27 protein-coding genes and 2 pseudogenes are annotated in these 25794 nt (G+C 61.9%); 6 read left to right on the plus strand and 23 right to left on the minus strand.

Annotated elements, in window-relative coordinates; translation table 11 throughout:
- Window positions 1–14: 14 nt before the first annotated feature.
- From TH25_RS16675 to TH25_RS16700, 6 genes are all read right to left on the minus strand, one after another.
- Entirely contained in the window at window positions 15–353 is a 339-nt protein-coding gene (locus TH25_RS16675; RefSeq protein ID WP_114089493.1) for a hypothetical protein, read from the minus strand.
- A 73-nt stretch (window positions 354–426) separates the two neighbouring features.
- Entirely contained in the window at window positions 427–1857 is a 1431-nt protein-coding gene (gene merA / locus TH25_RS16680; RefSeq protein ID WP_181847669.1) for a mercury(II) reductase, read from the minus strand.
- A complete protein-coding gene (gene merF, locus TH25_RS16685) occupies window positions 1847–2251 on the minus strand; it encodes a mercury resistance system transport protein MerF (protein WP_114089495.1) in 405 nt (134 codons plus the stop codon). The genes merA and merF overlap by 11 nt, the downstream gene beginning before the upstream one ends.
- Window positions 2251–2493, minus strand: a complete 243-nt coding sequence (locus TH25_RS16690) for a hypothetical protein (RefSeq protein ID WP_114089496.1) — start codon at window positions 2491–2493, stop codon at window positions 2251–2253. Before TH25_RS16690 ends, merF begins: the two co-directional genes overlap by 1 nt.
- 6 nt (window positions 2494–2499) lie before the next feature.
- Window positions 2500–2784: a mercury resistance system periplasmic binding protein MerP gene (merP, locus tag TH25_RS16695; RefSeq protein ID WP_114089497.1), complete on the minus strand. Its 285-nt coding sequence runs from the start codon at window positions 2782–2784 to the stop codon at window positions 2500–2502.
- Window positions 2785–2810: 26 nt separating this feature from the next.
- Window positions 2811–3209 carry a mercuric transporter MerT family protein gene (locus TH25_RS16700; protein ID WP_404969427.1) on the minus strand — a complete coding sequence of 133 codons (399 nt, stop codon included), beginning with the start codon at window positions 3207–3209 and terminating at the stop codon, window positions 2811–2813.
- 75 nt (window positions 3210–3284) lie between these two features.
- On the opposite strand from TH25_RS16700, the gene TH25_RS16705 reads away from it, so the two are divergent.
- Window positions 3285–3704: a MerR family transcriptional regulator gene (locus tag TH25_RS16705; protein WP_114089499.1), complete on the plus strand. Its 420-nt coding sequence runs from the start codon at window positions 3285–3287 to the stop codon at window positions 3702–3704.
- A 29-nt stretch (window positions 3705–3733) separates the two neighbouring features.
- Here TH25_RS16705 and TH25_RS16710 read toward each other — a convergent pair whose 3' ends face one another.
- The 8 genes from TH25_RS16710 to TH25_RS16745 all read right to left on the minus strand — a co-directional run bounded on the left by TH25_RS16710 (window position 3734) and on the right by TH25_RS16745 (window position 9880).
- On the minus strand, window positions 3734–4060 hold the full coding sequence (locus TH25_RS16710; protein ID WP_114089500.1) for a YnfA family protein: 327 nt from the start codon (window positions 4058–4060) through the stop codon (window positions 3734–3736).
- 125 nt (window positions 4061–4185) lie between these two features.
- Entirely contained in the window at window positions 4186–5172 is a 987-nt protein-coding gene (locus tag TH25_RS16715; RefSeq protein ID WP_114089501.1) for an NHL repeat-containing protein, read from the minus strand.
- An 11-nt stretch (window positions 5173–5183) separates the two neighbouring features.
- Entirely contained in the window at window positions 5184–6077 is an 894-nt protein-coding gene (locus TH25_RS16720; protein WP_220151439.1) for a transporter, read from the minus strand.
- A gap of 18 nt (window positions 6078–6095) precedes the next feature.
- Complete coding sequence (locus TH25_RS16725; protein WP_220151440.1) at window positions 6096–6425, minus strand: heavy-metal-associated domain-containing protein; 330 nt, start codon at window positions 6423–6425, stop codon at window positions 6096–6098.
- 28 nt (window positions 6426–6453) lie between these two features.
- On the minus strand, window positions 6454–6723 hold the full coding sequence (locus tag TH25_RS16730) for a thioredoxin family protein (protein WP_114089503.1): 270 nt from the start codon (window positions 6721–6723) through the stop codon (window positions 6454–6456).
- Between the two features lies 1 nt (window position 6724).
- Complete coding sequence (locus TH25_RS16735; RefSeq protein ID WP_114089504.1) at window positions 6725–7144, minus strand: MerR family DNA-binding protein; 420 nt, start codon at window positions 7142–7144, stop codon at window positions 6725–6727.
- A 541-nt stretch (window positions 7145–7685) separates the two neighbouring features.
- Window positions 7686–8666: a Fic family protein gene (locus tag TH25_RS16740; protein ID WP_082923446.1), complete on the minus strand. Its 981-nt coding sequence runs from the start codon at window positions 8664–8666 to the stop codon at window positions 7686–7688.
- A gap of 191 nt (window positions 8667–8857) precedes the next feature.
- On the minus strand, window positions 8858–9880 hold the full coding sequence (locus TH25_RS16745; RefSeq protein WP_064788634.1) for an IS110 family RNA-guided transposase: 1023 nt from the start codon (window positions 9878–9880) through the stop codon (window positions 8858–8860).
- Between the two features lie 180 nt (window positions 9881–10060).
- Between TH25_RS16745 and istA the strand changes: the two are divergent.
- Window positions 10061–10819: pseudogene (gene istA / locus TH25_RS16750) on the plus strand (IS21 family transposase); the annotation flags it as partial.
- 26 nt (window positions 10820–10845) lie between these two features.
- Here the strand turns inward: istA and TH25_RS25730 are convergent.
- The 6 genes and pseudogenes from TH25_RS25730 to TH25_RS16780 all read right to left on the minus strand — a co-directional run.
- Window positions 10846–10902 (minus strand): annotated as a pseudogene (locus tag TH25_RS25730) (hypothetical protein); the annotation flags it as partial.
- Window positions 10903–10943: 41 nt separating this feature from the next.
- Window positions 10944–11393: a MerR family transcriptional regulator gene (locus tag TH25_RS16760; protein ID WP_064788633.1), complete on the minus strand. Its 450-nt coding sequence runs from the start codon at window positions 11391–11393 to the stop codon at window positions 10944–10946.
- A gap of 137 nt (window positions 11394–11530) precedes the next feature.
- On the minus strand, window positions 11531–13966 hold the full coding sequence (locus TH25_RS16765; RefSeq protein ID WP_114089506.1) for an efflux RND transporter permease subunit: 2436 nt from the start codon (window positions 13964–13966) through the stop codon (window positions 11531–11533).
- Window positions 13963–15222: an efflux RND transporter periplasmic adaptor subunit gene (locus TH25_RS16770; protein ID WP_114089507.1), complete on the minus strand. Its 1260-nt coding sequence runs from the start codon at window positions 15220–15222 to the stop codon at window positions 13963–13965. The genes TH25_RS16765 and TH25_RS16770 overlap by 4 nt, the downstream gene beginning before the upstream one ends.
- 284 nt (window positions 15223–15506) lie before the next feature.
- Window positions 15507–18167, minus strand: a complete 2661-nt coding sequence (locus TH25_RS16775; RefSeq protein ID WP_082923643.1) for a heavy metal translocating P-type ATPase — start codon at window positions 18165–18167, stop codon at window positions 15507–15509.
- Window positions 18168–18299: 132 nt separating this feature from the next.
- Window positions 18300–18689, minus strand: coding sequence for an ArsR/SmtB family transcription factor (locus TH25_RS16780; protein WP_197482613.1), 390 nt, complete (start codon window positions 18687–18689; stop codon window positions 18300–18302).
- A gap of 322 nt (window positions 18690–19011) precedes the next feature.
- Between TH25_RS16780 and TH25_RS16785 the strand changes: the two genes are divergently transcribed.
- Window positions 19012–19278, plus strand: a complete 267-nt coding sequence (locus TH25_RS16785; protein WP_064790828.1) for a glutaredoxin family protein — start codon at window positions 19012–19014, stop codon at window positions 19276–19278.
- A gap of 10 nt (window positions 19279–19288) precedes the next feature.
- Window positions 19289–20320, plus strand: coding sequence for a 2Fe-2S iron-sulfur cluster-binding protein (locus TH25_RS16790; protein WP_114089508.1), 1032 nt, complete (start codon window positions 19289–19291; stop codon window positions 20318–20320).
- Window positions 20321–20484: 164 nt separating this feature from the next.
- On the opposite strand, the gene copM is transcribed toward TH25_RS16790, so the two are convergent.
- Window positions 20485–20877: a CopM family metallochaperone gene (gene copM, locus TH25_RS16795; protein ID WP_064790830.1), complete on the minus strand. Its 393-nt coding sequence runs from the start codon at window positions 20875–20877 to the stop codon at window positions 20485–20487.
- A gap of 14 nt (window positions 20878–20891) precedes the next feature.
- Window positions 20892–21086, minus strand: a complete 195-nt coding sequence (locus TH25_RS16800; RefSeq protein WP_064790831.1) for a heavy-metal-associated domain-containing protein — start codon at window positions 21084–21086, stop codon at window positions 20892–20894.
- Window positions 21087–21250: 164 nt separating this feature from the next.
- Here TH25_RS16800 and TH25_RS16805 point away from each other — a divergent pair, with 164 nt between their 5' ends.
- On the plus strand, window positions 21251–23980 hold the full coding sequence (locus TH25_RS16805; protein WP_082923644.1) for a heavy metal translocating P-type ATPase: 2730 nt from the start codon (window positions 21251–21253) through the stop codon (window positions 23978–23980).
- Window positions 23981–24037: 57 nt separating this feature from the next.
- Window positions 24038–24490: a Cu(I)-responsive transcriptional regulator gene (gene cueR / locus TH25_RS16810; RefSeq protein ID WP_473243028.1), complete on the plus strand. Its 453-nt coding sequence runs from the start codon at window positions 24038–24040 to the stop codon at window positions 24488–24490.
- Between the two features lie 90 nt (window positions 24491–24580).
- On the opposite strand, the gene TH25_RS16815 is transcribed toward cueR, so the two are convergent.
- Entirely contained in the window at window positions 24581–25765 is a 1185-nt protein-coding gene (locus tag TH25_RS16815; protein ID WP_064790833.1) for an MFS transporter, read from the minus strand.
- Window positions 25766–25794: the final 29 nt, after the last annotated feature.

Below are 25794 nucleotides of genomic sequence, written 5' to 3' on the forward strand. Positions count from 1 at the left end.
GAGTCCGGGTAGCGTCAGATCAGGATGTTAGTTCGAGGAGGATATGGATCGGGCGGACCAGATAGGCTGGCGGAATCGCCCATCGGAGCGGCAGCAAAGTCATATGCGAACAGCGGCAGAGCCAGTGCAGTGCCTACCGGGGCGGCCACAAGAGAAGGCACGCAGACTTGGTCGCAAACTGGAACCGTGCCTTGATCCCCGGAGCAGCTGGGGCAATCTTCCACATTGCCGTCGTTCATGTCGGCGAGCGACATTTTCACGGTCATGCTCGTCGCGCTCGCCGCATGGGCGACCGTCCCCGCAGCAAATGCTGCGAGCAAGACAATCACAAGAATACGGACGAGCTTACTCATGTGCAAATAAGTAATGTCCCTTCAAACCGTTGTCCAGGTCCAATTTGACACAGGCATCTGCCTCCTTCGAGCTTCACCCGGCACAGCAGGAGAGTTTGGACACATCCATGTCAAAAGTCTGGGCAGCAAGCTTCAAGCCTTCCACCGTGGTAAGGTATGGGAAGATTAAGTCTCCAAGCTCGGTGTAGGTCATGCCCTGCTTGATCGCGATCGCCGCCGTCTGGATGCTGTCGGCACCCTCCGGGGCCAGGATATGGGCACCAATCAATTTGTTGGTTGCACCATCGGCGACCAGCTTGATCAGCCCGCGCGTATCGCGGGCCGCAAGAGCGCGCGGAACATTGTCGAGAGACAGAATGGAGGTTCTCGCGTCAATTCCCCGCGTCCCGGCCGCCGCTTCGGTAAGGCCAACGCTCGCCACCTGCGGGTCGGTAAAGACGACTGACGGCATCGCCAGATTGTCGTAGCTTCGGCCATCGCCATTCAGGGCGTTGAATGCCGCGATTTTCGCGCCGTAAGCGGCCATATAGACGAACTGGTCCCGTCCGGTCACATCGCCGGCAGCGTAAACGCCGGCCTTGGTAGTGCGCATCCGGTCATCGACCTCGATGCCGCCGTTTGGCGACAACGTCACGCCGGCCTCTTCCAGTCCTAACCCGTCGGTATTGGCCTTGCGGCCGGCGCTCAAGAGAACCCGCTGAGCCTCAAGCGTTTCAGCTGTGCCATCGACGGTCACGGACAGGGCAACGCCGTGGTCGCTCGTGGCGATGGTGTCGTATCCGTCGACCCGCCGTACGGTGATGCCTTCTTCTTTGAAATAGCCAGCAAGGGCCTGGCTAATCTCGGGCTCACCTTCCGGCAGAAGCCGGCGGCGGAAAAGGATCGTGACCTTGACGCCGGCACGGGCAAACATCTGCGCCAACTCACAGCCGATGTAACCCCCACCAATCACGAGCATGGATTCGGGCAGGCTCTTCATCTCGAAAGCCATTGTGCTGGTCAGATAGGGAATATCCTCTATGCCAGAAATGGCCGGCACAAACTCGTGCGATCCCGTTGCGACGATTACCTTGCCGGCATCAATCTGCTCTCCGTCCACGGTGACGCCGCCATTACCGAGACGGGCCTTTCCTTCGAGGTAGGCAACGCCGTTGTAGGCCGGCAGCAAATCGATGTATTTAGCCTGGCGAAGCGAGGCCACGAGCTCGTCTTTTTGCGCCCGCAGAGCGTTCCAGTCTTTAACCTGGCCTACGGCCTCGACCCCAGCAAACCGGAAGGCGCTATTGGCATGGTGAACGGCCTCGGCGGCGCGGATTAGGGCTTTTGAAGGCACGCAGCCCACATTGACGCAAGTGCCGCCAATGGTTCCGTGTCCGATCAAGACCACCTGCGCGCCCTGTTCGGCGGCGGTGATGGCGGCCGAAAATCCAGCCGATCCTGCGCCGATGACGGCGAGATCATACTTCCCGTTTGGCTTGCCGGTATCGCAACAATCATCGGTCATAGACTGTTTCCTCTGTATCGGCTGATTGACCGCTTTGCCGCCGCACACAGGCGCGCAGGTAATAGGCATAGGCAGCGACGGTAAGCGTGGCCGCGATGGAGATACGCAGCGCATATCTGAACTCGAGCCAGAAGAGCAGCGCGGAAAGTGCAACCACCGCCACGACGATCACGGGCGTCGGCGACGGACCTTTACGGCCGGAGCGCAGATAAAGCGCATAGGCGATCAGCCCCATGGAGGCGAACAAGATCGGGAACAAGCCGTAGTCCAGCCAGCCGACGATCGCCGACAGACCGACAAACCCGACGAGAACGACCAGGGCGGGCGTGAAGCAACAGATGGCGGCAATGACCGCCCCTATGGAGCCCGTGCGAAGTAGCTTTTTGTCGTTCACTAGTTCATTTCTCCTGCTGGTTTTGCCGGGGCGTGCCGCACTCTTCGATTACGAACAATCGCGACTGCGGCGACTCCCGCGACAAGGGCGAGACCAACCGTGACAACCACATCGAAACCGCCTAACCCGGCCGCAATGCCCGTGAAAATCGAGGCGATCACTGCCGGCCCAAGAATGCACACGGCACAGAGAGGCGCGATGGCAAGAGCGGCGACAAGACCGGCGAGGAGTTTTTCATTCACGGTCGTCTATTCTTTCACCGTGGAGGGAAAGCCCATATCGCCAGTCGCGGCGGTTAGCGCCGCCACTTCGGTTTTGCTGTCGTCATAGGTGACGACCGCGGATTTCTCCGCGAATGAGACTTCGACATCCGTCACGCCGTCAACAGCGGCCAGCGTCTGCTTGACGATGTAGGGACAGGACGCGCAGGTCATCCCGCTGACCTCCAGGGTCACGGTCTGCTCCCCCGCGAATGCCGAGGTCGTGGTCAAAAGAGTCCCGGCGAAAATAACCGTTCTTAGGGTGGCCTTCATGCTGATGGCTCTCCTTCTCTAGGTTTCTAAGTGCCGAGCAACATCGGCGCGACGTACGGAAAGGCAATCGCCGCCGCGACCAGTGCCGTCGCAAGCCACAGGGCTAGCTTCACGATCCGATTGGGTAATGGCCGAGCGCAGGCCGACCCATCGGCACAAACTGCTTTGGCCTTGCGGTAGACGAGCCAGTAGCCGTAACCGAGAAAGCCGAGCGTGATGGCCACAAAGACCGGCTGATAGGGCGCAAGGGCTGTCAGGTTGCCGATCCATGCACCGCCGATCCCGAGGCTGAACAGCACGAGCGGCAGGATGCAGCACGATGACGCTGCGATTGCGCCCAGGATGCCGCCGGCGGCAACCCAGGTTTTGCGGCCTTCGTCGCCAGTCGCGGTGCTCAATCCTGCATGCTCATCGGCTTGAGCCACAATATTTGCTCCATTCTTCCAATGGGTGCTAACTTAGGGTCTGTAGTAACTACAGGTTCAAGAGGTTTTTTCGGGATGGCGTTCACGGTGGCGAGAGGCCCGATCAAGCGCGGCGAATTGTCGAAGCGCTCGGGCTGCAACATCGAGACGATCCGCTACTACGAGAAGATCGGACTTCTGGCAGAACCCAGCCGGTCCCATGGCGGCCATCGCCTTTATGCGCCTGCGGATCAGGCGCGGCTCGGCTTCATCCTGCGCGGCCGTGAGTTGGGCTTTTCCATAGACGAGTTGCGCAGCCTACTCAGCCTGGTTGATTCCAATGCGTATACCTGCGGCGAAGTGCTGGATCTTACCCAGAGCCACCTCGACAGCATCCGAGAGAAAATCGCCGATTTACGTCGCTTGGAGGTGATGCTTTCCGAGGTGTCGGCCAAGTGTCAGGGCGGCGACGTTCCGGACTGTCCGATCATTGACGCCTTGCAGGATGCAGACTGACGATACACGACGATGAACATCGATAGCGCTCAAGAACTATGTGGCGCGAAGAGGATGATACCGGCCCCAATCAAGACAACACTGGCGCCGATCAAATCCCAGCGATCGGGACCAACGCCCTCTATGACCCAGAGCCACATCAGCGATGCGGCGATATAAACGCCTCCGTAAGCCGCGTAGGCGCGCCCTGCCGCCTGAACGTCGGCAAGGGTCAACAGAAAGGCGAAGAATGCCAACGAGGCCATGCCAGGCACGAGCCACCAGATCGACTTGTCGAGACGGAGCCACGCCCAGAACGCGAAGCATCCGGCGATCTCCGCAAGAGCGGCACCGATATATGCGGCAATTGTCGTCATGCTATTTCCGTATCAAATGGCGTGCCGCCACCGCAATCTTCGGTTTCAGGTATCAGAGCTCGTCAACAGGCGAAGGATTTTGCAGGCGTCCGAAAATGCCCGCTTCTTCATAGAGTGGAACGTCTTCAATCCGCTTGAGACGGTCGCCATTTCTGGACGCGGTTGTTGAGAAAATCGGCCACGAAGACGGTTCCGTCATCGGCGACGGCTACCGCTATCGGATGACCGAACTGTCCGGTGCCGTCACCGCTTTCGCCGAAGGCCATCAGAAAGGTGCCGTCGGGTGCGAACTTCTGGATGCGGTCGTTGTAGAAGTCCGCGACGAATATGTTTCCCTCAGGACCTATCGCCAATCCCGTCACGGTCGCGAACCAGCCACTGAAGGGACCGAAGATGTTCATCGCGAGCGGTCCGCCCCACTTTCGCACGAAGCCTTGGTTCGCCTTGAAGGCCTGGATTCGGTCGTTATAGCCATCGGCGACATAGAGCGTTCCGTTGGCACCAAAAGCCGCGTCGGTCGGGTAGTTGAACCTTCCGGCACCGGTCCCGATCTCGCCAGTGGTTCCCCACTGTCTGACGAAGGTCCCGTCTGGCCGCAGTTGCTGAACCCGCTGATTGTAGAAATCGGCGACGAAGAGGTCGCCGTTGTCGGCAACGGCAACGCCGCCCGGCGCGTTGAACTCGCCTTTCCCGCTTCCCGCGCTCCCGATCGTGCGCGTCGGCGTTCCGCCCAACGCGAACACCTGAATGCGGTCGTTGAAATATTCTGCGACATAGAGTTTGCCGTCATGAATGGTCAGGTTCATGGGACGGCCAAGCTGGCCCCCGGCGTCGCCCGGCTCGCCGAAGCTGCGCAGGAAGGTGCCGTCCAGGTCGAAAACCTGGATGCGGCCGTTGCGGGAATCGGCGACGAATACCTCAGCTCCGGCTACGGCAACGCCTGTGGGGTCATGGAATTGACCCGGTCCGTTGCCCTTGGTTCCCCAACTCGTGACGAAGACGTAGCCAGGCTCCTTGGCGAAGGGGACAAAAGCAAGGTAGGCGCCGAGCAGCAGGGCAACCACGGTCAGGATCGGAGCAACGATCCATCTCATGGCTGTCTTGCGTCGCATACCCAATTGCCTCAGAAATTGAGCCGGAAGCCGGCGCGCACGGTGAAGTCATCCTCAAGCGCGTCGCCATTCAGGTCCTGCACGAGCGGCACCTGAACGATCGCCTCGACGATCCAGCGCTTGGTCACATATTGTAGACTCGGCGAGAGGAAGAGCGACGTCCCGCCAGAGTCGCGGTCATCAATGCCGCCTATCTCGTTCTTTCCTCGATAGAGGAGATTGCCTTCGAGCACCCCGTAGAGAAAGCCCGGCACGCCGGGTCCCAGCTCACGCGGCCACAGACGGTATTGCAGCGAGGCGTCGAGCCGCGCCTCGTCGCCGAATTCGAACCCGTTCGCCTCGGTGTTGAGCTTGTAGCTCGCCTGCGCATCGATCTGGTAATCCAGCGTCTGGTAGGTCGCGACCACGCCGCCGAACGGGTCCCACGACCCGGAGCCAAGCTGCAGCGTCGCCGGCAACGAGCCTTGGCCATCGCTGTCGTCATCGTCTCCCGTCGGCAATTCTATGCCGGCGAACGGCGCAATCCGGAAGGTGCGGCCCGGCGCGTCATCTCGGTAGACCGTGTACCGACCGAAGAGCCGTGCGTCGCCGATGCCGCTGGTGCTCCGGGTTATGCGCGCCCCGCTGGCCGTTGTCAGGCCGAGCTCCTTGTCCAGATAGGGGAGCACGGCAAATCCCGCGAAATCCCCGGTCATGCCGTAGCCCAGAACCGAGATGGCGCCCAGCACCTCGACCTCCCTGTCGGCCCGGGAAGGGTCACCGCTGGCTTTGCGATAGAGAAACTGCTCGCGAAAAACGAACTCACCTTCCGCCACCGGCAGCGCCGTGTTGAAAGTCTGCGGCGCGGCGGTAGCGGCCGCACTTGCTATGAAGACCAGAGAGATGGTCCAGCCGGTCGACGCCAATATCCGGGACCGGCACATTCAGTCCGTTTTCCATTTGAATCCGCGCAGGGTAAAGCCGGCCCGGTCCACGGCCTCCTTGGCCTGCTTTTCCGTCAGGCTGGCGCCCGGGCTCATGGTGACGGTCACCGTGCCACTCTCGATATCCGTTGACACGGTTGCGACGCCGTCGATCCGGCCGAGTTGCTTCTCGATGCCATAGGCGCAGAACGGGCACGCAAGCCCATCGGCTTGCAGAACATAGACAGCCCGCTCAGTCTGTGCAGAGACGGTCCCTAGCGTCGCCAGCATGATCGCGATGGCGGCGAACAGCACATGGATCGTCACGGCCGCTTTGGTGCCCGGTCTCATATTCTTCTCCCGCGCAAACCGGACGAGATCATGACAGTGGCTGACCGAGACCGGCTGTCTTCAGACTGTCGGCTTGCGGTCCGCGCCCCGCGCAGCAATCCGCCAGCTTGCCGTCGATGGCGACAGCCGGCACGGAACGGACGCCCAACGCCTTCGCCCTGGTCGCGACGTCCGCGCGTTTCATATCCAGAACCTCGACCTCGCAGGACGGACAGGCGAGGTCTTTCACTAGCGCGATTGTCTCTTCGCAGGCTGGACAACCAGCACTGAAAATCTCCACCTTGCGTTTCTGTGTCATGTCATCTCCTTCTCTGCTGTGGACTGAGCGCTTCCAGGATGGTGCAGCGTCCGGCCGCCGGCCCCCGCTTCGGACAGGCGGCAATCAGTTCCTTGAGGGCAGATCGGATCGTCCGAAGTTGTGCGATCTTTCGCTCGACCTCCTCCAGCTTGGCGGAGGCCTGGGCCTGCACGTCCGCGCAGTCCGTGTCCGGGTCGGCGCGCAAGGACAGCAACTCGTCGATCTCTCGCAGCGAGAAGCCGAGCTCCTGAGCCTGCCGAATGAAGCGGATTCGCTCGACGGCCTCTGTCGAATAGACGCGGTAGCCGCCGCCTCGCGGCTTCAGGGGCTGGTCGATAAGCCCCTTGCGCTCGTAGAAGCGTATGGTCTCGACGCCCACGCCTGCATGCTCGGCCGCTTTGCTGATCGTTCTGTCACTCATTCCGGTTCGCCCACACGAAGTCTGCACTCCGTACCATGATACGGAGTCAAGGGTGCCCGCGAAATGCTACCGGTCACGCGGAAGGCCAGTACACGGGCGCCGCCGTTCCAAGGTTGCTTTCGGGCTTCACGAAATTCCCCGGCTTCGCCTGCGGATGTGACCAGTTCGTGGGAGAAGGACACAGGGTCAAGGGCGGAAGGACAACAATTTTGTAAGTGATCTGCGCCGATCCTCCCGCCTGCGACAATGCGCTTTCGCTTTGCAGCCTTGGCTCTGGCTTTATTCTGTGTGGTACCTATATGGTACCCAGATACATTTTGGTAGCATGGCTCAAGAATCAAAAAGCCCGCTATCTCGTTGAGATAGCGGGCCTAATTTGGTTGCGGGGGCGTGCAACCAACGATACTTGCGATTGGTCGAGCGTCAAATCCCGAAGCTTGCCGCTTAGCATAACCTGTTCTGCCGGCTTTGAAAACCGCTTTGGCGGCCCGCTGACTTGCTTACGGATACGAGTCGGAACTGACCAGGTAGCCTCCAACCTTCAGCCCCGCGCCCGCCCAACCAACCTGTAGCTGGTGCTGCGGCCACCAGCATCCTCCTTCTCAAGCACACCCCGGTCAACCAGGTCCGTGATGTCGCGGAGCGCAGTGTCGGAGGAAACCTTGGTCAGCTTTGCCCATTTCGAGGATGTCAGCTTTCCCTCAAATCCATCGAGCAGCCGGTTGATCACGGCGCGCTGACGCTCGCTGAAGATCTCGCCTGCCATGGCCTCCCAGAAGCGTGCCTTGTGCAGAACGTGGCCCAGAACCTCTTCAGTGCCGTCGAAAGCCCGGTCCAGGCATCCGAGGAACCAGTCGAGCCAGCCGGTGATGTCTAACCCGCCCTTCTGCGTTCTTTCCAGCATGGCGTAGTATTCTCCTCGCTCACGCCGGATCCGGGCCGACATGCTGTAGAAGCGCTGCGCACTCCCCTCGGATCGGGCCAGAGCCATATCGGCGATGGCGCGGGCGATACGCCCATTCCCGTCCTCGAACGGATGGATCGTCACGAACCAGAGATGGGCGATGGCCGCGCGGATGACCGGATCCGTGGCATCGCGCGTCTCGAACCAGTCCAGGAACGCCGCCATCTCGTCCGGCAGGCGTTCTGCCTTCGGCGCTTCGAAATGCACGCGCTCACGCCCGTAGGGGCCGGAGACGACTTGCATCGGTCCGGTCTCCGGGGGGCGCCATGCGCCGACGGCGATCCGGGCCATGCCGCTGCGCCCGGTCGGGAACAGTGCGGCATGCCAGGCGAAGAGCCGTTCCGCGGTGAGGGGGGACGCATAGTTCTGCGTCGCATCCAGCATCATCTCGACCACACCCTCGACGTCACGATCGACCGGGGCAAGCGCACCGATCTCCATCCCGAGGCGCCGGGCAATGGAGGAGCGCACTTGTGTGAACCGGCATGCATGTTTGGATGCCCCCTTCGATGCAAGGATTTTCTCTGACCTTTTGAGCGCGTGATCGAGTGCGGTCATGTTTCAGGCCTCTCAGGTGCGGCCAAGACATGCCGCGGGCCGGTATGGTGATGCGCGGATCGGGGACCAGATCAAAATTGCGAGCTCGCGGCTCGTTGCACGCCACTGGTTTTCCCAACCCGGATCTGTTCGATCATTTGCCCATACGGGTCGTCGCTCTCCTCACATCGCCGACGCTCCGCGCGCCGCGGTCAGCAGACCGCGCCGGTTGGATCCCGGTAGTCCTCTTCGCGCACGAGCATGGCCCAGACCATGCGTGCCATCTTGTTGGCCAGCGCGATAGCCACCAGCATGCGCGGCTTTCGGGCCAGCATACGCGCGAGCCATGATCCTGGCCGCCCGCCGTCGCGACCTCGCCAATGGACGATCGACATCGCCCCCACGATCAGCAGGCGTCGGATGTCGCGCTGCCCCATCTTAGAGGTCCGACCCAGCTTCTGTTTGCCGCCACTCGAATGCTGTCGTGGCACAAGGCCCAGCCAGGCCGCGAAGTCGCGTCCCCTACGGAACTCACGCATGTCCGGCGCGAAAGCCGTAATCGCCATCGCGCAGACCGGGCCGATCCCAGGCATGGTCTGAAGCCTTCGGGCCTCCCCGTTTTGCTTCGCGGCCGCGACGATGCGCTTGTCGAGTTTTTCGATCTCAGCCCCCAGTTGCGCGATCTGATCGAGATAGATCCGCCCCAAGTGCCGGACCAAGTCTGGCAGGTCATCGTCTTCCAGACGAAGGGCGAGACGTTCGACGTTGGCGATGCCCTTGGCCAGAACGATGCCGTGTTCGGCGAGATGGCCACGCAGTGCGTTGACCAGCTGGGTGCGTTGACCAACGAGCAGATCGCGGGTCCGGAAGAGCATCGCGCGGGCTTGCTGTGCGGAGCTCTTCACCGCCACCGTCCGCATGTTCGGTCGCTGGACCGCCTCGGCGATCGCTTCCGCATCCGCGGCATCGTTCTTTTGCCGCTTCACGAAGGGTTTGACATAGACAGGCGGGATGAGCCGGATGTCATGGCCGAGCAGTGCGAGTTCCCGGCCCCAGTAATGCGCGGTCCCGCAGGCCTCCATGGCCACGATGCATGGCGGCAGTGCCGCCATGAACTTCGCGAACTGTGGCCGCGACAGTTTCTTGCGGAAAAGCGCGCGCCCGTCCGCCGCAGCGCCATGAAGCTGGAAGACCTGCTTTGCCAGATCGACGCCGACGATGCTAATCTCATCCATGGATGCCTCCTCTCCCTATGGTGACTTCAGCATCACCATCTTGACACATCGCGATGCCGTCGGGCGGGGGCATCCACACCATCAAAATTGACCCCGTAGCGGGGTGATCGGCGTCCAAAAATGACCCCCTTACACTGATGTGGATGATGCCCCCGAGGTCATCGGGGAGCACAGTGTGGGATGTTGGTCGTGGAGACGATAGCGAAGATCCGGCGGGCGTATTTTCAGGACAAGAAGTCGATCAAGCAGATCTGCCGGGAGCTGCGAGTATCGCGGAACACGGTGCGCAAGGTGATCCGGTCCGGTGCGACGGAGCTCACCTATGAGCGAACCATTCAGCCGTTGCCGAAGATCGGGCCTTGGCAAGACATGCTCGACGAGATGCTGGCGGTGAACGCGCGGAAGCCCAAGCGCGAGCGACTGACTCGCATCCGCATTTTTGAGGAACTCCGGGCTCAAGGATATGACGGTGGCTATGATGCGGTCCGGCGATACGCGGCCTCCTGGTCGAAGGAGGAAGCGGTGGCATCTGCGGCCGCCCATGTCCCGCTAACCTTCGATCCAGGCGAGGCCTACCAGTTCGACTGGAGCCACGAGATCGTGGTGATCGACGGCGCGACGACCACGGTGAAGGTGGCACATGTCCGCCTGTGTCACAGCCGGATGCTGTTCGTGCGTGCCTATCCCCGCGAGACGCAGGAGATGGTCTTCGACGCCCATGACAAGGCCTTCGCCTTCTTCGGGGGCACCTGCACGCGGGGCATCTACGACAACATGAAGACCGCGGTCGACACGATCTTCGTCGGCCGCGACCGAGCCTACAACCGCCGGTTCCAGCAGATGTGCAGCCATTACCTCGTCGATCCCGTCGCTTGCACCCCGGCATCCGGCTGGGAGAAGGGACAGGTCGAGAACCAGGTCGGCGTTGTCCGACGGCGGTTCCCCGACCGGGCCAGTAGGAGACCGAGCATCAGGCCCGCCGGTCCCGCACCGACCACGATGCAGTTCTGGCTCCTTTTCACATGGGAATAGTATCTCAACTTCGCAGGTCCTTGGGATGAGGCTAGTGAATCGATCCTCGGCCTCTGCTTGAAGCTTTCACCTCAGCATCGCCATCGCGGTCGCTGTCATTAGAGGGCAAAATATCGAGCGGGATCAGATCCCCGTCATTCTCGCTTTCAGCAACGAGCTGGATCACCTTTTCGAGTGTTTCCAGTTGAGCGATCTTTTCCTCGACCGCAGCGAGTTGCTCCTTTGCGATGCGGAGCGCCTCGGCCGGGCTTGAGAACGAGGCGTCGGCAAGTCGAAACAGGTCCTTGATCGCCTCGATGCTGAACCCGAGATCGCGGGCGCGGCGAATGAAGAGAAGGCGATGGACCGCCCCGTGGTCGTAGCGTCTTTGGTTTCCCTTGCTCCGCGAGCGCTCGCGCAGCAACCCGATCTGCTCGTAGTAGCGGATCGTCGGAATTTTGACGCCGGTGAGCTGAGAGAGTTCGCCGATGCCGATATCCATGTTTGAAGTTCCTTCCGGATAGCCGCGTGTTGATGATTTGCTGCGTGTTCTATCGCTGAGGCCCTCAAGGCCCGACCGCGCCGGGGTGCGGCGACGGCCCATGGGCCGCCCCGGCGCGGAATCGTGTGTCGACCTGCTCAGGCATGGGCTTTGGTCGCCTGTTGGGGCGACGGGTCCCGCCTGATCGCAAGCCGGCGCACAACCACATAGAAGATCGGCGTCAGAAGCAGGCCGAACAGCGTCACGCCGAGCATGCCGGCAAAGACGGCGATGCCCATGGCGTGCCGCATTTCGGCGCCCGCTCCGGTGGCGATGACGAGCGGAACCACGCCGGCAATGAAGGCGAGCGACGTCATCAGGATCGGCCGCAGACGCAGGCGAGCCGCTTCGAGGACGGCAGCCAACGGATCGACCCCTTCGTCCTCCTTCGCTCGGGCGAACTCAACGATCAGGATTGCGTTCTTCGCGGCAAGACCGACCAGAACGACAAATCCGATCTGCGTGAAGATGTTGTTGTCGCCGCCGGTGAACCACACCCCGGCGATCGCCGAGAGGAGCGCCATTGGAGCGATCAGCAGCACCGCGAAAGGAAGCGACCAACTGTTGTACTGCGCCGCGAGGATCAGGAACGCGAGCAGGACGGACAGCGGGAAGACAAACATGGCGGTGTTGCCGGCCTGCTTCTCCTGATAGGCGAGATCGGTCCATTCAAAGGCCATGCCGGGCGGCAGGGTCTCCGATGCGATGCGCTCCATCGCTGCCGTCGCCTGCCCGAACGAATATCCGGGCGCGGGACTTCCGCTGATATCGGCAGACGGAAAGCCGTTGTAGTGCATAACCCGATCGGGGCCAGAGCTGTGCTTGATGGTGAGCAAGGCCGAGAGGGGGATCATGTCGCCGGCTGAATTGCGCACCTTAAGGCGGCCGATGTCCTCGGGCTGCATGCGGAACGGTGCGTCCGCCTGCACCATCACCCGGTAGGTGCGACCGAAGCGATTGAACAGCCGGAAGAACCAGCCAAACAGAAAGTCGATCACGCGTGTAGGAAGGTCCCGCTTCACGTCACCGTGGTGCGGCTTCAGCAGCACGCCAGCAAGCGCGGGAGAGAGCGTAAGAGAGTTGATCGCCGACAGGATGGTCGAGATCGCAATCGTCAGCGCAAACTGGCGGTAGAACTCGCCCTGCAAGCCAGACAGGAACGCGGATGGAATGAAGACGGCCGACAGGACGGAGGTGATGGCGACGATCGGTCCTGTCACCTCATCCATGGCTTTGCGCGCCGCCTCTTTCGGCGTTTCTCCAAGCGCGATGTGGCGCTCGACGTTCTCGACCACGACGATCGCGTCGTCGACCACGATGCCGATCGAGAGAACGAGGCCGAAGAGGGACAAGGTGTTCAGCGAGAAGCCGAACATATACATGAGCGCAAACGTGCCGACCAAGGAGACGGGAACGGCGACGAGGGGGATGATCGACGCCCGCCAGGTCTGGAGAAACAGCACGACGACGATGACCACCAGCACGACGGCTTCTAGCAGCGTCATGACCACGGCCTCGAGAGACGCCTTCACGAACACCGTGGGATCGTAGGCGATCCGATATTCGATGCCTTCCGGAAAGCCCTTTTGAAACTCGGCCATGGTGGTGCGGACGGCGCTCGACACGTCGAGCGCATTTGCGCCAGGACTTTGGATGATTTGCATCGCGAGTGCCGGCTTGCCGTCCAGCAGGCTGCGAAGGGCGTAGGAATCTGCGCCAAGTTCGATACGGGCGACGTCGCGCAAACGGGTAACCTGGCCGTCCGTACCAGCCTTTATGACGATCTCGCCGAACTGCTCCTCACTAGAAAGCCTCCCAAGCGTGTTGACGGTGACCTGAAAGGCAGCCGAGGCTTCCGGTTGCTGACCGACCGAGCCGGCTGCTACCTGCACGTTCTGTTCCTGAATCGCCGCGACGATGTCGCTGGCAGTCAACCCCCTCGCGGCCACCTTGGCAGGGTCGAGCCAGATCCGCATTGAATACTCGCCAGCGCCCCCGAGGATGACGTCGCCCACGCCCGGCAAGCGGGCCAGTTGGTCGCGCACCTGAAGGATCGCGAAGTTCGACAGATAGAGCGGATCATAGCGGTCATCAGGTGAGACGAGATGGACAACCATAAGGATGTCGGGGGAGGTTTTCTGCGTCACGACACCGATGCGTTGCACTTCCAGCGGAAGCCTGGGCAAGGCGCGAGAAACCCGATTCTGCACCTGAATCTGCGCCATGTCGGGGTCAGTGCCCTGTTTGAACGCAATTGTCAGGGTCATGCGTCCGTCGGTCGCTGCCTGCGAACTCATGTAGAGCATGTTTTCGACGCCGTTGATCGCCTGCTCCAGCGGAGCGGCGACTGTTTCGGCAATCACTTCGGGATTGGCGCCCGGATAGCTCGCAGTGACCTGGACTGTCGGCGGCGTCACCTGCGGGTACTCACTGAGCGGGAGCTTCAGCAGCGTCAGGCCGCCGGCGATCAGCATCAAGACGGAGAGAACGACCGCGAAGATCGGGCGGTCGACAAAGAAGCGCGGAATGTTCATCGACGCGCCTCCTGCGCTTGCCCGGAGGCCCGCTCGCCGTCAGCAGCCTGCCCTGGAAGCATTGAGACCATCTGCGGGACAACCTGCATACCGGGGCGCACAAGGCCCTTTATGATGATCTTGTCAGTCGGAGTGAGACCTTTGGAGACGACGCGCAGACCGTCGACCATAGGTCCGATTTCGACGGGGCGGTATTCCGCCTTGTTCTCGGGGCCAAGCGCCAGGACGTAGCGCCGTCCCTGATCGATGCCGATCGCCTGATCGTCGATAAGAACGGTTTGAGCCGGTTGCGCGGTAACGAGTTTGACCCGTGCGAAGAGGCCGGGAGTCAGCCTGCCGTCGGAATTCCTGACGATGGCCCGGGCGCGGATCGTGCCCGTACTCCGGTCGACACGATTGCCAAGGAAGTCGAGTTGGCCGGTATGCGGAAAGCCTGTATCGGTCATCAGACCGAGCTGGACAACAAGCTTTTCCGCGACCTTGCCCGTTTCGGGCGCGCGCGCATTACCGACGAAGCCGAGATAGGTGGCCTCGTCAATATCGAAATAAACATAGAGTGGATCGACCGAGACGATCGTGGTGAGCAACGTAGCCGCACCGGCATTGCCGCCTGCAACAAGATTGCCTTCCGTGACAAGAACCCGGTCAACGCGTCCGGCAATTGGGGCAGTGACCCTTGTGTAGGAAAGGTCGAGCTCGGCAGCCGCGACAGCCGCCTTGGCAATCTCTACCTGGGCTTGGCGCTGACCGAGCAGCGCTTGCGCGTCATCGAGTGTTTTGCGTGATACCGTACCATTGGGAGACAGCGATTCTGTACGCCTGAAGTCGGTCTCGGCTTGTTCAAGCAGGACATTGGCCTGCTGCAACTGAGCCTTTGCTGCATTCAATGCAACCTCGAAAGGTCTGGGATCTATCTGGAAGAGAAGGTCTCCAGGTTGCACCATACCGCCTTCGGGGACACTCACGGTATCGATTGCACCGCCAACACGCGAACGCAGTTCGATGGTCTTCATCGCTTCGAGATGGCCAGTGAATTCCGTAGAAGCCGCAACTTGGCGAATGATGACTTCAGCCACGGGAACTTGCGGGACGGGCATCTGCGCCGGCTGTGCCTCAGCTTCCGATGCCGATGTCGAAGAGACCAGCGACATCAGGCCCTTTGTATACGGGCCAATGTCCTCTCGATATATGATTGCAAGAGTACCGACCGCGATAGCAGCACCGACCAATCGCAGAGCGGCGGCTTTTTTACTCATTCTCGTTCACCTTCATAGGGCGCGCGTACCCAGCGACCAGGGCGCGGCGAGTGCATTTTCGACGAAGGTGCGGTTTCCAACGATAGGAAGGTCAAGACCTTTGGAAAACGATTTCCGTATAGGCCCTTGACGCGATCATCAGTTCATGCCGCGGACTGCCGCATTCCGTACTTCGCCGACATCTTCGAGCCGGCGCCGTTCCCAAATTTAGATCGGTGAACCAGCAGGCCCGGTTGGCCGACGCCGCCAGTCTTGATGACTGGCGACGTCTTTAGTGCAGGGAATTAGTGACTTTCGGCCGCGATAAGCTGGCGTGAAGGCATTCCTTCGTCACGGCCGCTATCCTCTGGGGATTTGGCACCCTTGAACCGCAGGAGCCGCAGAGCGTTCAGTGTGACAATGGCGGTCGCGCCCGTATCTGCGAGTACCGCGATCCAGAGGCCAGTAAGCCCAAGGACGCTGGTGACGAGAAACACTCCCTTCAGCGCAAGAGCGAAGATCACGTTCTGGTGGATGTTGGCCATGGTGGCGCGCGAAAGCGCGACGAGATGGGCAACGTCCGTGACACGGCTCTTGAGCAGGGCGGCGTCCGCGGTCTCGATCGCCACATCGGTTCCGCCGCCCATGGCGATCCCGACGTCCGCCGTCGCCAGCGCCGGAGCATCGTTGATGCCGTCGCCGACCATGGCCACCTTGGTCTTCCGCTTCATCTCGTTGACGAGATCGAGCTTGTCCTGCGGAAGCAGCTCGGCGCTCCACTCGATACCGAGACCCTTGGCGATCGCCTGGGCGGTGCGCTGGTTGTCTCCGGTCAGCATGACGGAGCGAACGCCCATCGCCTTGAGCTGGGCAACGCCCTCGCGCGCGTCACGGCGCGGTTCGTCGCGCAGGGCTATGAGACCGAGGACTTCCCTTGCCTGCTCGTCGAAAAGAACGGCAACCGTATTGCCGAGATCCTCGAGCTTCTCGATGGCGCTGCGTTCCAGCGCGCCGAGCGTTGCCGCCTTGGCGGCATGGGTCGGGGAACTGACTGCGAGGCGACGCCCGGCTACAGTCGCATGCACGGCCTTGCCGGCGGTCGCCGATGCGTCCCGAGCGAGCGGAACGGCGATACCGTCGGTTTCGGCGCGTCCGATGATTGCTTTGGCAAGCGGATGGCTTGAACCTGTTTCAACCGCCGCTGCCAGAGCAATGACATCGCTTTCTTCATTGTTTCCGAGCGCGAGAACCTCGGTGACACGCGGCTTGCCTTCGGTCAGCGTTCCCGTCTTGTCGAAAGCAATGGCGCGAACCTTGCCAATCGTTTCGAGCGCATTGCCGCCCTTGATCAGCAGACCGCGGCGCGTACCCACGGCGAGGCCCGAGGCGATCGCTGCAGGCGTCGAAAGAACGAGCGCGCAGGGGCATGCGATGAGTAGAAGGGCGAGACCACGGTAGATCCACGTGTCCCAATCGCCGTTCATCGCCAGCGGCGGGACGGTGATGATCAGCGCGGCGATCAGCATCACCGCCGGAGTATAATACCGGCTGAAGTTCTCGATGAACCGAGCGGTCGGGGCCTTGGCCGACTGCGCCTGCTCAACTAGCTGGATGATGCGCGAGATGGTATTGTCAGAGGCAGTCTTCTCGACACTGACCTGGAGGACACCATCAACATTGATCGAACCGGCGAACACACTTTCGCCAGTGGTCTTCGAGCGCGGCACCGACTCGCCGGTAATGGGCGACTCGTCCAGACTGGAGGTTCCCTGTAGGATCTGTCCGTCGGCCGGCACGCGGTCGCCCGGCCGCACGAGAACGAGATCATTCACTCGCAACGCCGATGCCGGCACGGTGCGCTGGCCGCCATTCGAGTCGAGGAGAACAGCCGTTTTTGGCACCAGCGACGCGAGAGCCTTTATGCCGGCACGCGCTCTCCCGGCCGCGACGCTTTCGAGCAGCTCGCCGACAGCAAACAGGAACACGACCGCCGCCGCCTCCTCAGCCTCGCCGATCACGAGGGCGCCGATCGAGGCGACGACCATCAGCGTTTCGATGGAGAAGGGAGAACCCGAGGTCGCGAGCGCGAACGCCTTGCGAGCAAAGGGAATGACACCGGCAATGACGGCAGCAGCGAAAATCCATTCCGCATAAAGCGGGATGAACTGGGCAACGACGTAGGCCGAGCCCATCAGCAGGCCGAGGCCGATGACGTGCTTGCCCTTGCGGGTCTGCCACCAGCGCTGATTGCGCATCGCTGGCGCGGGTTCGACGTCGATGGCCGCATCGGACGAAGCCGAAAGCTCGCGTGTGTTGGACACCCCGAAGCCGAGGCTCTTGATCGTCTTTTCGATGTCCGCGACCTTGGTGAGCGCGCCGGCGCCGAGCGTCAGTTCGAGCGTTTCGGTCGTGAAGTTTACGCGCACGTCGGAAACGTCTGGCATCCGCGCCAGCGCGACCTCGATCTTGCCGACGCAGCTTGCGCAATCCATCCCCTCGACGCGCATCGAGACATTGGGCGGAGAGACCGGTGCGGCGCGCGGAGTTGGCGCATGGCCCGCATGATCATGTCCAGAGCAGCCACCGTGGCCGTGATCATGATCGTGGTGAGCGTGGTCGTGATCGCCACCGCAAGCACCGTGATCGCCGGCGCAGCCGTTGTGATCATGACCGGCATGGGCGTCGGAGCGCTGCACAGGCGCGGCGGGAATCGCAGAAGCCGGCAGTTCCGTCACGTCGAACCCGAGCGAGCGAATCTTTTTGGCGATATCCTTCGAGGTCGTTTTGCTCGTCGCATCGCGGGATAGCAAGAGTGTCTCGGTAGCGAAGTTGACGGCTACCTCGGAGATACCTCCCAGACGGCCCAAGGCCGTCTCGATCTTGCCGACGCAGCTTGCGCAATCCATGCCGTCGACGCGAAAGCCGAGCCGCTCATCAGCGCCCGGCGTTGAAAGTCCAGTTGTCATTCCGATCTCCTTTCCGGCCGCCGCAGCGGGCGCGCGTGCTCAGACGCCATGCGCGGCTTCGGAAGGAGTAAATAACACACTTGAACAGCTATTCAAGTGTTCATTTGAAAATAGTGCTGTTTTCCCGGCAGATCAGTCGTCCGCATGGTCCTCCGAAATATGCGTCGCCATGTCCTGAAGAACATGGCTGACGTGATGATCGGCGATCTCGTAGAAGATCTGCTTGCCCTGGCGATCGCCCTTGACGAGACGCGCCCCGCGCAGCAGGCGCAGATGGTGGCTGACGAGGGTCACGGACAGGTCGAGCCGCTCGGCGATGTCGCCCACCGAGATCGGCGCCGGGACGCAACTCAACAGGATTTTCAACCGTGAGGGATCGCCAAGCAGCCGAAACGTTTCCGCCAGGATCGTGACCTCGTTCTGTGAGAGCGAAGGAAGCAGGAGATGGCCTTCAGCCTCCGCATGTGCGGAGATCGCACGTTCGTCCGGCTTTTTGATGTTTGTCTTCTTGAGAGCAGTCATCTGCTAGATTTACCTGAGTTTTGGGACGGAACCTGCCGGCATTTGACCGCCAAGAGCTGTCCGCGTTGTTTGGTCCCGCCCAATCTACCGGATGGGCGCGCAATTACAATGCGAAACACGGTCGCTGTCGATCGGCGGGACAGTTGGCGCTGCCCTTCTCTGCCCCTGCGTCACATCTCGAATTTTCCTTTTCCGCGCAAGAACAGTCTTGACCTTACAAGCGCTGGAAGCCGCACGCTGACGACAATCCTGCCAAATCCGCCCGCCGTTACGCGGCTAGGCAGCGGGGCAACCATGTCGAATTCAGAGAAAGGCAAGACCGATGACGGAGAGCAGCACCCCCCAGATTCTCATCTACACCACACCGACCTGTCCGGACTGCCACACGCTCAAACGCTGGCTCGACCAACAGGGCCTCGCCTACGAGGAACGCGACCTCACCGACCCGAAGATCGCCGAGGAGGCAAAGGCCCGGACCGGCGTCCGGGTCGCTCCGATCACCATCATCGGATCGGACGTCTTCTACGGGACCTTCCCGAGCCAGAAGCCGGGCCTCGTCAAGGCGCTCGGGCTCGCCGGGAGCCTGTGAGGAGACGCAGATGACGAGCAAGTTTGTTGACATCCGGCAGGCGCGGACCAGCCTTGAGGTCCATGAGGGCCAAACAATTCTCGACGCCGCGCTCGCCGCCGGCATCCCCTATCCTCACGGTTGCCGGTCCGGCCGCTGCGGCTCCTGCAAGTCCCGCCTGATCGAGGGTAAGGTGGAGCTGCTCCAGCATTCTCGCTTCGCCCTCAGCGAGGAAGAGAAGGCCGATTGCCTGATCCTGGCATGCCGTGCGGTGCCGAAGACCGATGCGGCAGTCGCCTGGCTGGGCAGCGATGACGATGATGCCGTTACGGCTCCTCGACGGCTGGATGCCATCGTGATCGGCCTCGATGACCTCACTCACGACATCAAGCTGGTTCGGATCGCGCCTGCCGACGGCTCTCCCCTGCTCTTCACGGCCGGTCAGTATGCCCAGGTCGGATTCGATGGTGTGCCTGCGCGCAGCTACTCCATGGCCAATCGTCACGGCGACGACAGCCTCGAATTCCACATTCGCAAGGTTCCGGGGGGCATCACGTCACAGCACGTCCATGACGCGCTGAAAGCCGGCGACAAGGTGACGCTCGAATTTCCGCTAGGCTCCTCCTACCTCCGTCAGCATCATTCCGGCCCGATCCTGTGCATCGCTGGCGGTTCCGGTCTGGCGCCGATCAAGTCGATCGTGGAAACGGCCCTTGCTCACGGCATGAAGCAGCCGATCCATGTCTACTTTGGCGCACGCGGCGCGCGCGACCTCTATCTCGTCGAGCATTTCGAGGCACTGGCGGACCGTCATAATAACCTCAGCTTTACGGCTGTCCTGTCGGATATGCAGGCAGCACTCCATCGGCACGGCTTCGTGACCGATGCGGTGGTCGAGGATCTCGCCGACTTCGACGGGTGGAAAGCCTATGTTGCAGGTCCGCCCCCGATGGTCGATGCGGCGATGGACGTGGTTTTCGCGCGGGGCCTGCGTCCCGAAGACATGCACGCCGATGTCTTCTTCACGCCGGAAGAGCAAGTGGCGGCAGCGACGGTAGAGTGATCTGCCGCGGTCCGAGTCCGCCAGTGACAAAAGCCAGCCGCGAACGACTTCGCTGCTGGCTTTTCATGTGCCGTTTCAAACTGGACAGCCCGGCCCGGTATGGGCGATCTCGCAGAATGCCCCCAAATTTGTGGATCTGCGAGGCGTTGCCGCGGGTGCGATTCTTATTGCCCGCGTGCGGTGAGCCATTCCCGCATCATGGCGATCTCGCCTTCTTGGGCCGAGATCACGTCCTCGGCCAGCTTACGAACCTCAGGATCGGTACCGTATTGCAGAACGACCCGCGCCATGTCGATCGCGCCCTGGTGGTGCGGGATCATTCCGCGCATGAAGTCGATGTCGGCATCGCCGGTGAACTCGACCATCATGTCCTTGTGCATGCGATCATTGGCTTCGATATAAGCCTGCGTGGATGGGTTGTCGGAGGCCGGCATCGAATGCCCCGGCATTTCGTGGCCTTGCATGGTGGTATCCGTGTTCAGTTGGCTTTGTGCGATGGCGAGGCCGGCGCTGATGGCGAGTGCGCCGCCAATGAAAATCGGGGTCAGCTTGTGCATGATCTTGCTCCTGTTCAATTCACGGTCGCCGGATACCCAGCCTCTTCGAGAACCTGCTGAAGGACAGCGGGGGTTGCGGTCGTCTCGACCTTGACTGTCCGCTGGGCTGGGTTGGTGTCGATCTTGGCGGTCGGATCGACCGACTGGATCGCCTTGGTGACGGACTTGGCGCAACCGCCGCAGGTCATGCCTTCGATCTTGAGTTCCATGAGCTTTCTCCTTTGGGTTCGGTTCTCATGGTCCTCAAGTTGGGGTTTCCAAAGATGGTAAGGTCAAGAGGAATCGAAAAGTAATTTTTACCCTTGACCTTCCCATCGTTGGAAGGAGCATATCAGTGTCCGAACTCGAATTCTGACTTGGAAAGGAGGCGGCAATGGATGCCCCTGTTCGAGCTGCTGACAAGATGAATGCAGCAATTTCCCTGCCTATAGAGGGCATGACCTGCGCATCCTGCGTCGGCCGTGTCGAGCGCGCCCTGAGGGCCGTCCCCGGCGTCGCCAACGCGGTCGTCAATCTGGCGACCGAGAAGGCAAGCATCACGACGAACGACACGGTTGATCGCATAGCGCTCGTCAAGGCTGTCGAGAAAGCTGGCTATGAAGTGCCGGCCAGCTTCAGTGCGCCGAAATCTGCTCTCCTTGAGGTGCCGATCGAAGGCATGACCTGCGCTTCTTGCGTGGGGCGGGTGGAAAAGGCCCTCAAGGCCATCCCCGGCGTTGCCAATGCCGTGGTCAACCTAGCTACCGAGAAAGCCAGCATCACGACGAACGGCCCGGTGGGCCGAGCGGTCGTCGTGAAGGCCGTGGAAGACGCAGGCTACGCGGTTTCGGCAAGTTTCACTGCGCCGGCGGCGGCTTCGCTTGAGGTCGCGATCGAGGGCATGACCTGCGCCTCCTGCGTCGGGCGTGTCGAAAAAGCCCTCAAGGCCGTGCCGGGTGTCACCAACGCCGTCGTCAACCTCGCAACCGAGAAGGCCACGATCCAGGGAACCGCCGCCGCGGCGGCCGTCATCGCGGCAATCGAGAACGCGGGCTACGACGCCAAGGTGATCGCAGCGGCAACCGGGTCGAGCCAGGCCGAGGTCGATGATCGCGCCGAGAAGAAGGAAGCCGAACGCCGGGAGCTTACCCGCGATTTTACCATCGCGGCGGTGCTGACCGCGCCGGTCTTCATCCTGGAGATGGGGTCGCACCTCATTCCGGGCGCGCACGACATGATCGCCGCGACCATCGGCATGCAGAACAGTTGGTATCTTCAGTTCGTGCTGACGACGCTGGTACTGTTCGTGCCCGGCATCCGCTTCTATGACAAGGGCCTTCCCGCGATCTGGCGGCTGGCTCCCGACATGAACTCGCTGGTCGCCGTCGGCTCACTCGCTGCCTACCTCTATTCGCTGGTGGCGACCTTCGCGCCGGGCTTCCTGCCTGCCGGGACGGTGAACGTCTATTATGAAGCCGCAGCGGTCATCGTCACGCTGATCCTGCTCGGCCGGCTGTTGGAGGCCCGCGCCAAGGGCCGCACTTCGGAAGCGATCAAGCGTCTGGTCGGCCTTCAGGCCAAAACGGCGCGCGTGCGCCGTGACGGCAATACGGTGGATCTGCCGATCGACTCGGTGCTGTCCGGCGACGTCGTGGAGGTCCGCCCCGGCGACCGTATCCCGGTCGACGGCGAGGTCATCGAAGGCGAAAGCTATGTTGACGAATCCATGATCACCGGCGAGCCGATCCCGGTGTCCAAGACGAGCGGCAGCGAGGTCGTTGCCGGAACCGTGAATCAGAAGGGCGCCTTCGCGATCCGCGCCACGGCGGTCGGCGGCAATACCGTGCTGTCGCAGATCATCCGCATGGTCGAGGAAGCGCAAGGCTCGAAGCTGCCGATCCAGGCTCTGGTCGACAAGGTGACGATGTATTTCGTGCCGGCAGTCTTCGCCGTCGCCGCGCTCACCTTCGCTGCATGGCTCTATTTCGGCCCCTCGCCCGCTTTGACCTTCGCGCTGGTCAATGCCGTCGCTGTGCTGATCATCGCCTGCCCCTGCGCCATGGGTCTGGCGACGCCGACCTCGATCATGGTCGGCACCGGCCGGGGCGCGGAACTGGGCGTGCTTTTCCGCAAGGGTGAAGCTCTACAACTGCTGAAGGATGCCAAGGTGGTAGCCGTCGACAAGACCGGCACGCTGACCGAAGGCAAGCCGGCCCTGACCGACCTCGAACTGGCCGCCGGCTTCGAGCGGACGACGGTGCTGGGCCTGGTCGCAGCCGTTGAAGCCAAGTCGGAACACCCGATCGCCCGCGCCATCGTGGACGCGGCCGAGGCGGAAGGCATCGCACTGCCCGCAGTGTCGGACTTCGAGTCGGTCACTGGCTTCGGCGTGAAGGCCGTGGTCGACGGCAAGCGTGTCGAGATCGGCGCGGACCGCTACATGGTCGAACTCGGCCATGATGTGGCGGGCTTCGCCAAGGTCGCCGAACGTCTGGGCAACGAGGGCAAGTCACCTCTCTATGCCGCGATCGACGGCAAGCTGGCGACGATCATTGCCGTTGCGGACCCGATCAAGGAGACGACGCCTGCCGCGATCAAGGCGCTGCACGACCTCGGCCTGAAGGTCGCAATGATCACCGGCGACAACAAGCGGACGGCCAAGGCCATCGCGGCCCGCCTGGGCATCGACGAGGTGGTGGCGGAAGTGCTGCCGGACGGCAAGGTCGAGGCGATCCGTCGCCTCAAGGCCGAGTATGGCAAGGTGGCCTTCGTCGGCGACGGCATCAACGACGCTCCGGCGCTGGCAGAGGCAGATGTGGGCCTCGCCATCGGCACGGGGACGGACATCGCCATCGAGGCGGCGGACGTGGTGCTGATGTCAGGCAGCCTGACCGGGGTGCCGAACGCCATCGCGCTGTCCAAGGCGACGATTGGCAATATCCGGCAGAACCTGTTCTGGGCCTTCGCCTATAACACGGCCCTGATCCCGGTCGCCGCCGGTCTGCTCTATCCGGGCTACGGCATCCTGCTGTCGCCGGTCTTCGCCGCCGGCGCCATGGCCCTGTCGAGCGTCTTCGTCCTCGGCAATGCGCTGCGGCTCAAGACTTTCAAGGTTGCGAACTGAAGAACCAGACAGCCGACCCTATATGAAGGGTCGGCTGTCGCACCATACGGGAGATTGATGATGAACATCGGACAGGCAGCAAAGGCATCAGGCGTTTCGGCCAAGATGATCCGCTACTACGAGCAGACCGGCCTCATCCCGGCCGCCGACCGGACGGACTCCGGCTACCGCGACTATTCGGATACCGACGTCCACATGCTGCGCTTCATCCGCCGCGCGCGCGACCTCGGTTTTTCGGTGGCCGAAATCGGCGACTTGCTGAACCTCTGGCGCGACGAGACGCGGCAGAGCGCGGAAGTGAAGCGCCTGGCCCAAGGCCATATCGACGCGCTGGAGAAGAAGATCGTGGTTCTGCAAGACATGGCCCACACGCTCACCATGCTGGTGAATGCCTGCCATGGGGACCATCGCCCGCATTGCCCGATCCTCCAGCGCCTTGAAACCGACCAGGACAACGAGGATCTTTCGATCCGGCCTCGTTCCGGCGCGGTTAGTCGCTCGCTGCAATAACCGCATCCTCCGCCCTTCGACCGCGAAGGCGCTGAGTGCGGTTTTAACTCTGCAATGTTCCAGCCGAAGGCAACGGCGGGGACATTGGGTTCAGTCTTGCGGCTTACGCGCCGCCTGCCAGAGCAAAGGCACGAGGATCAGGGCGACCGGAGGAAACAGCAACCAGTTGATCGTCGCCCAGCCCGAGCTGTGCAGGACGCTGCCTGCCAGAAACGAGACGGCGGCGGTCGCGCCGAACACCATGAAGTCGTTCGCGCCCTGTGCCTTGGCACGCTCGCCGGGGGTGTGGCAGTCGGTGACCATCGCCGTCGCTCCGATGAAGCTGAAGTTCCAGCCGATCCCCATGATAGCGAGAGACCCCCAGAAATTGATCAGCTCAAGCCCCGCCAGCGCGACCACGGCCGAGACAGCGATGAGCAGCATCCCTGCCGCCGTCACACGCTCCTTGCCGAAGCGCGTCATGAGACGTCCAGTAACGAAACTCGGCGCGAACATCGCCAGAAGATGCCACTGGATTCCCAGCGCGGCGCTGTCGACCGAATGGCCGGTGTTGACCATCGCGATCGGTGAGGCCGTCATGACGAAAGCCATGAGACCGTAGGAGACGACGCCGGCCGCGACCGCCAGCATGTAGCGGGGCATCAGGAGTATCTCCATTAGGGATCTGCCCGAGCTTTCCAACGCCGACTGCGAAGCCGATTTCAGCGTGCGCAGCATCAGGAGAATGGGAATGGAGAGTAGCGGAAGCGCCGCCTGGCTGAGGAAGCTGCCTACATAGGGCGTGCTGGGGAAGGAATCGCGTGTCCAGATGACGAGTTGCGGACCGATGACGGCGGCAATGAGCCCGCCGACCATCACCTCGGAGATTGCTCTTGCCTTCAAAGCGCCCTCGGCAGCGTCGGCAGCGGCGAAGCGATAGCTTTGGACGTAGGAGCCATAGAGACCGGCGGTAAAGCAGCCGACGCAGAACAGCAGGAACGATGTCGCGAAGATGCCAAGCGCGGCAATGAGACCCGCCGCGACGCCGAATAAAGCACCGAACAGGTAACCGCCCCGGCGTCCCCAGGCGCGCATGACGAATGCGGCCGGCAGCGTGCCGATTGCAAGCCCGAGACCGAAGAGACTGACCGGCAGCGTCACCCATGCGGGGTTGTCGGCAAGCTGCTGGCCGACCAGGCCGCCGAGCGACATGACGATCGGCGCGCTCGATCCTCCGAGCGCCTGCGCGGCGGTCAGCACGGTGATGTTGCGCCGGACAGTTGCAGTATCGTCCATCGGAACTCCCACAATTATTTGCTTCGATG

It is taken from the genome of Thalassospira profundimaris, assembly GCF_003326755.1.
In the GTDB taxonomy this organism is placed as follows: domain Bacteria; phylum Pseudomonadota; class Alphaproteobacteria; order Rhodospirillales; family Thalassospiraceae; genus Thalassospira; species Thalassospira profundimaris_B.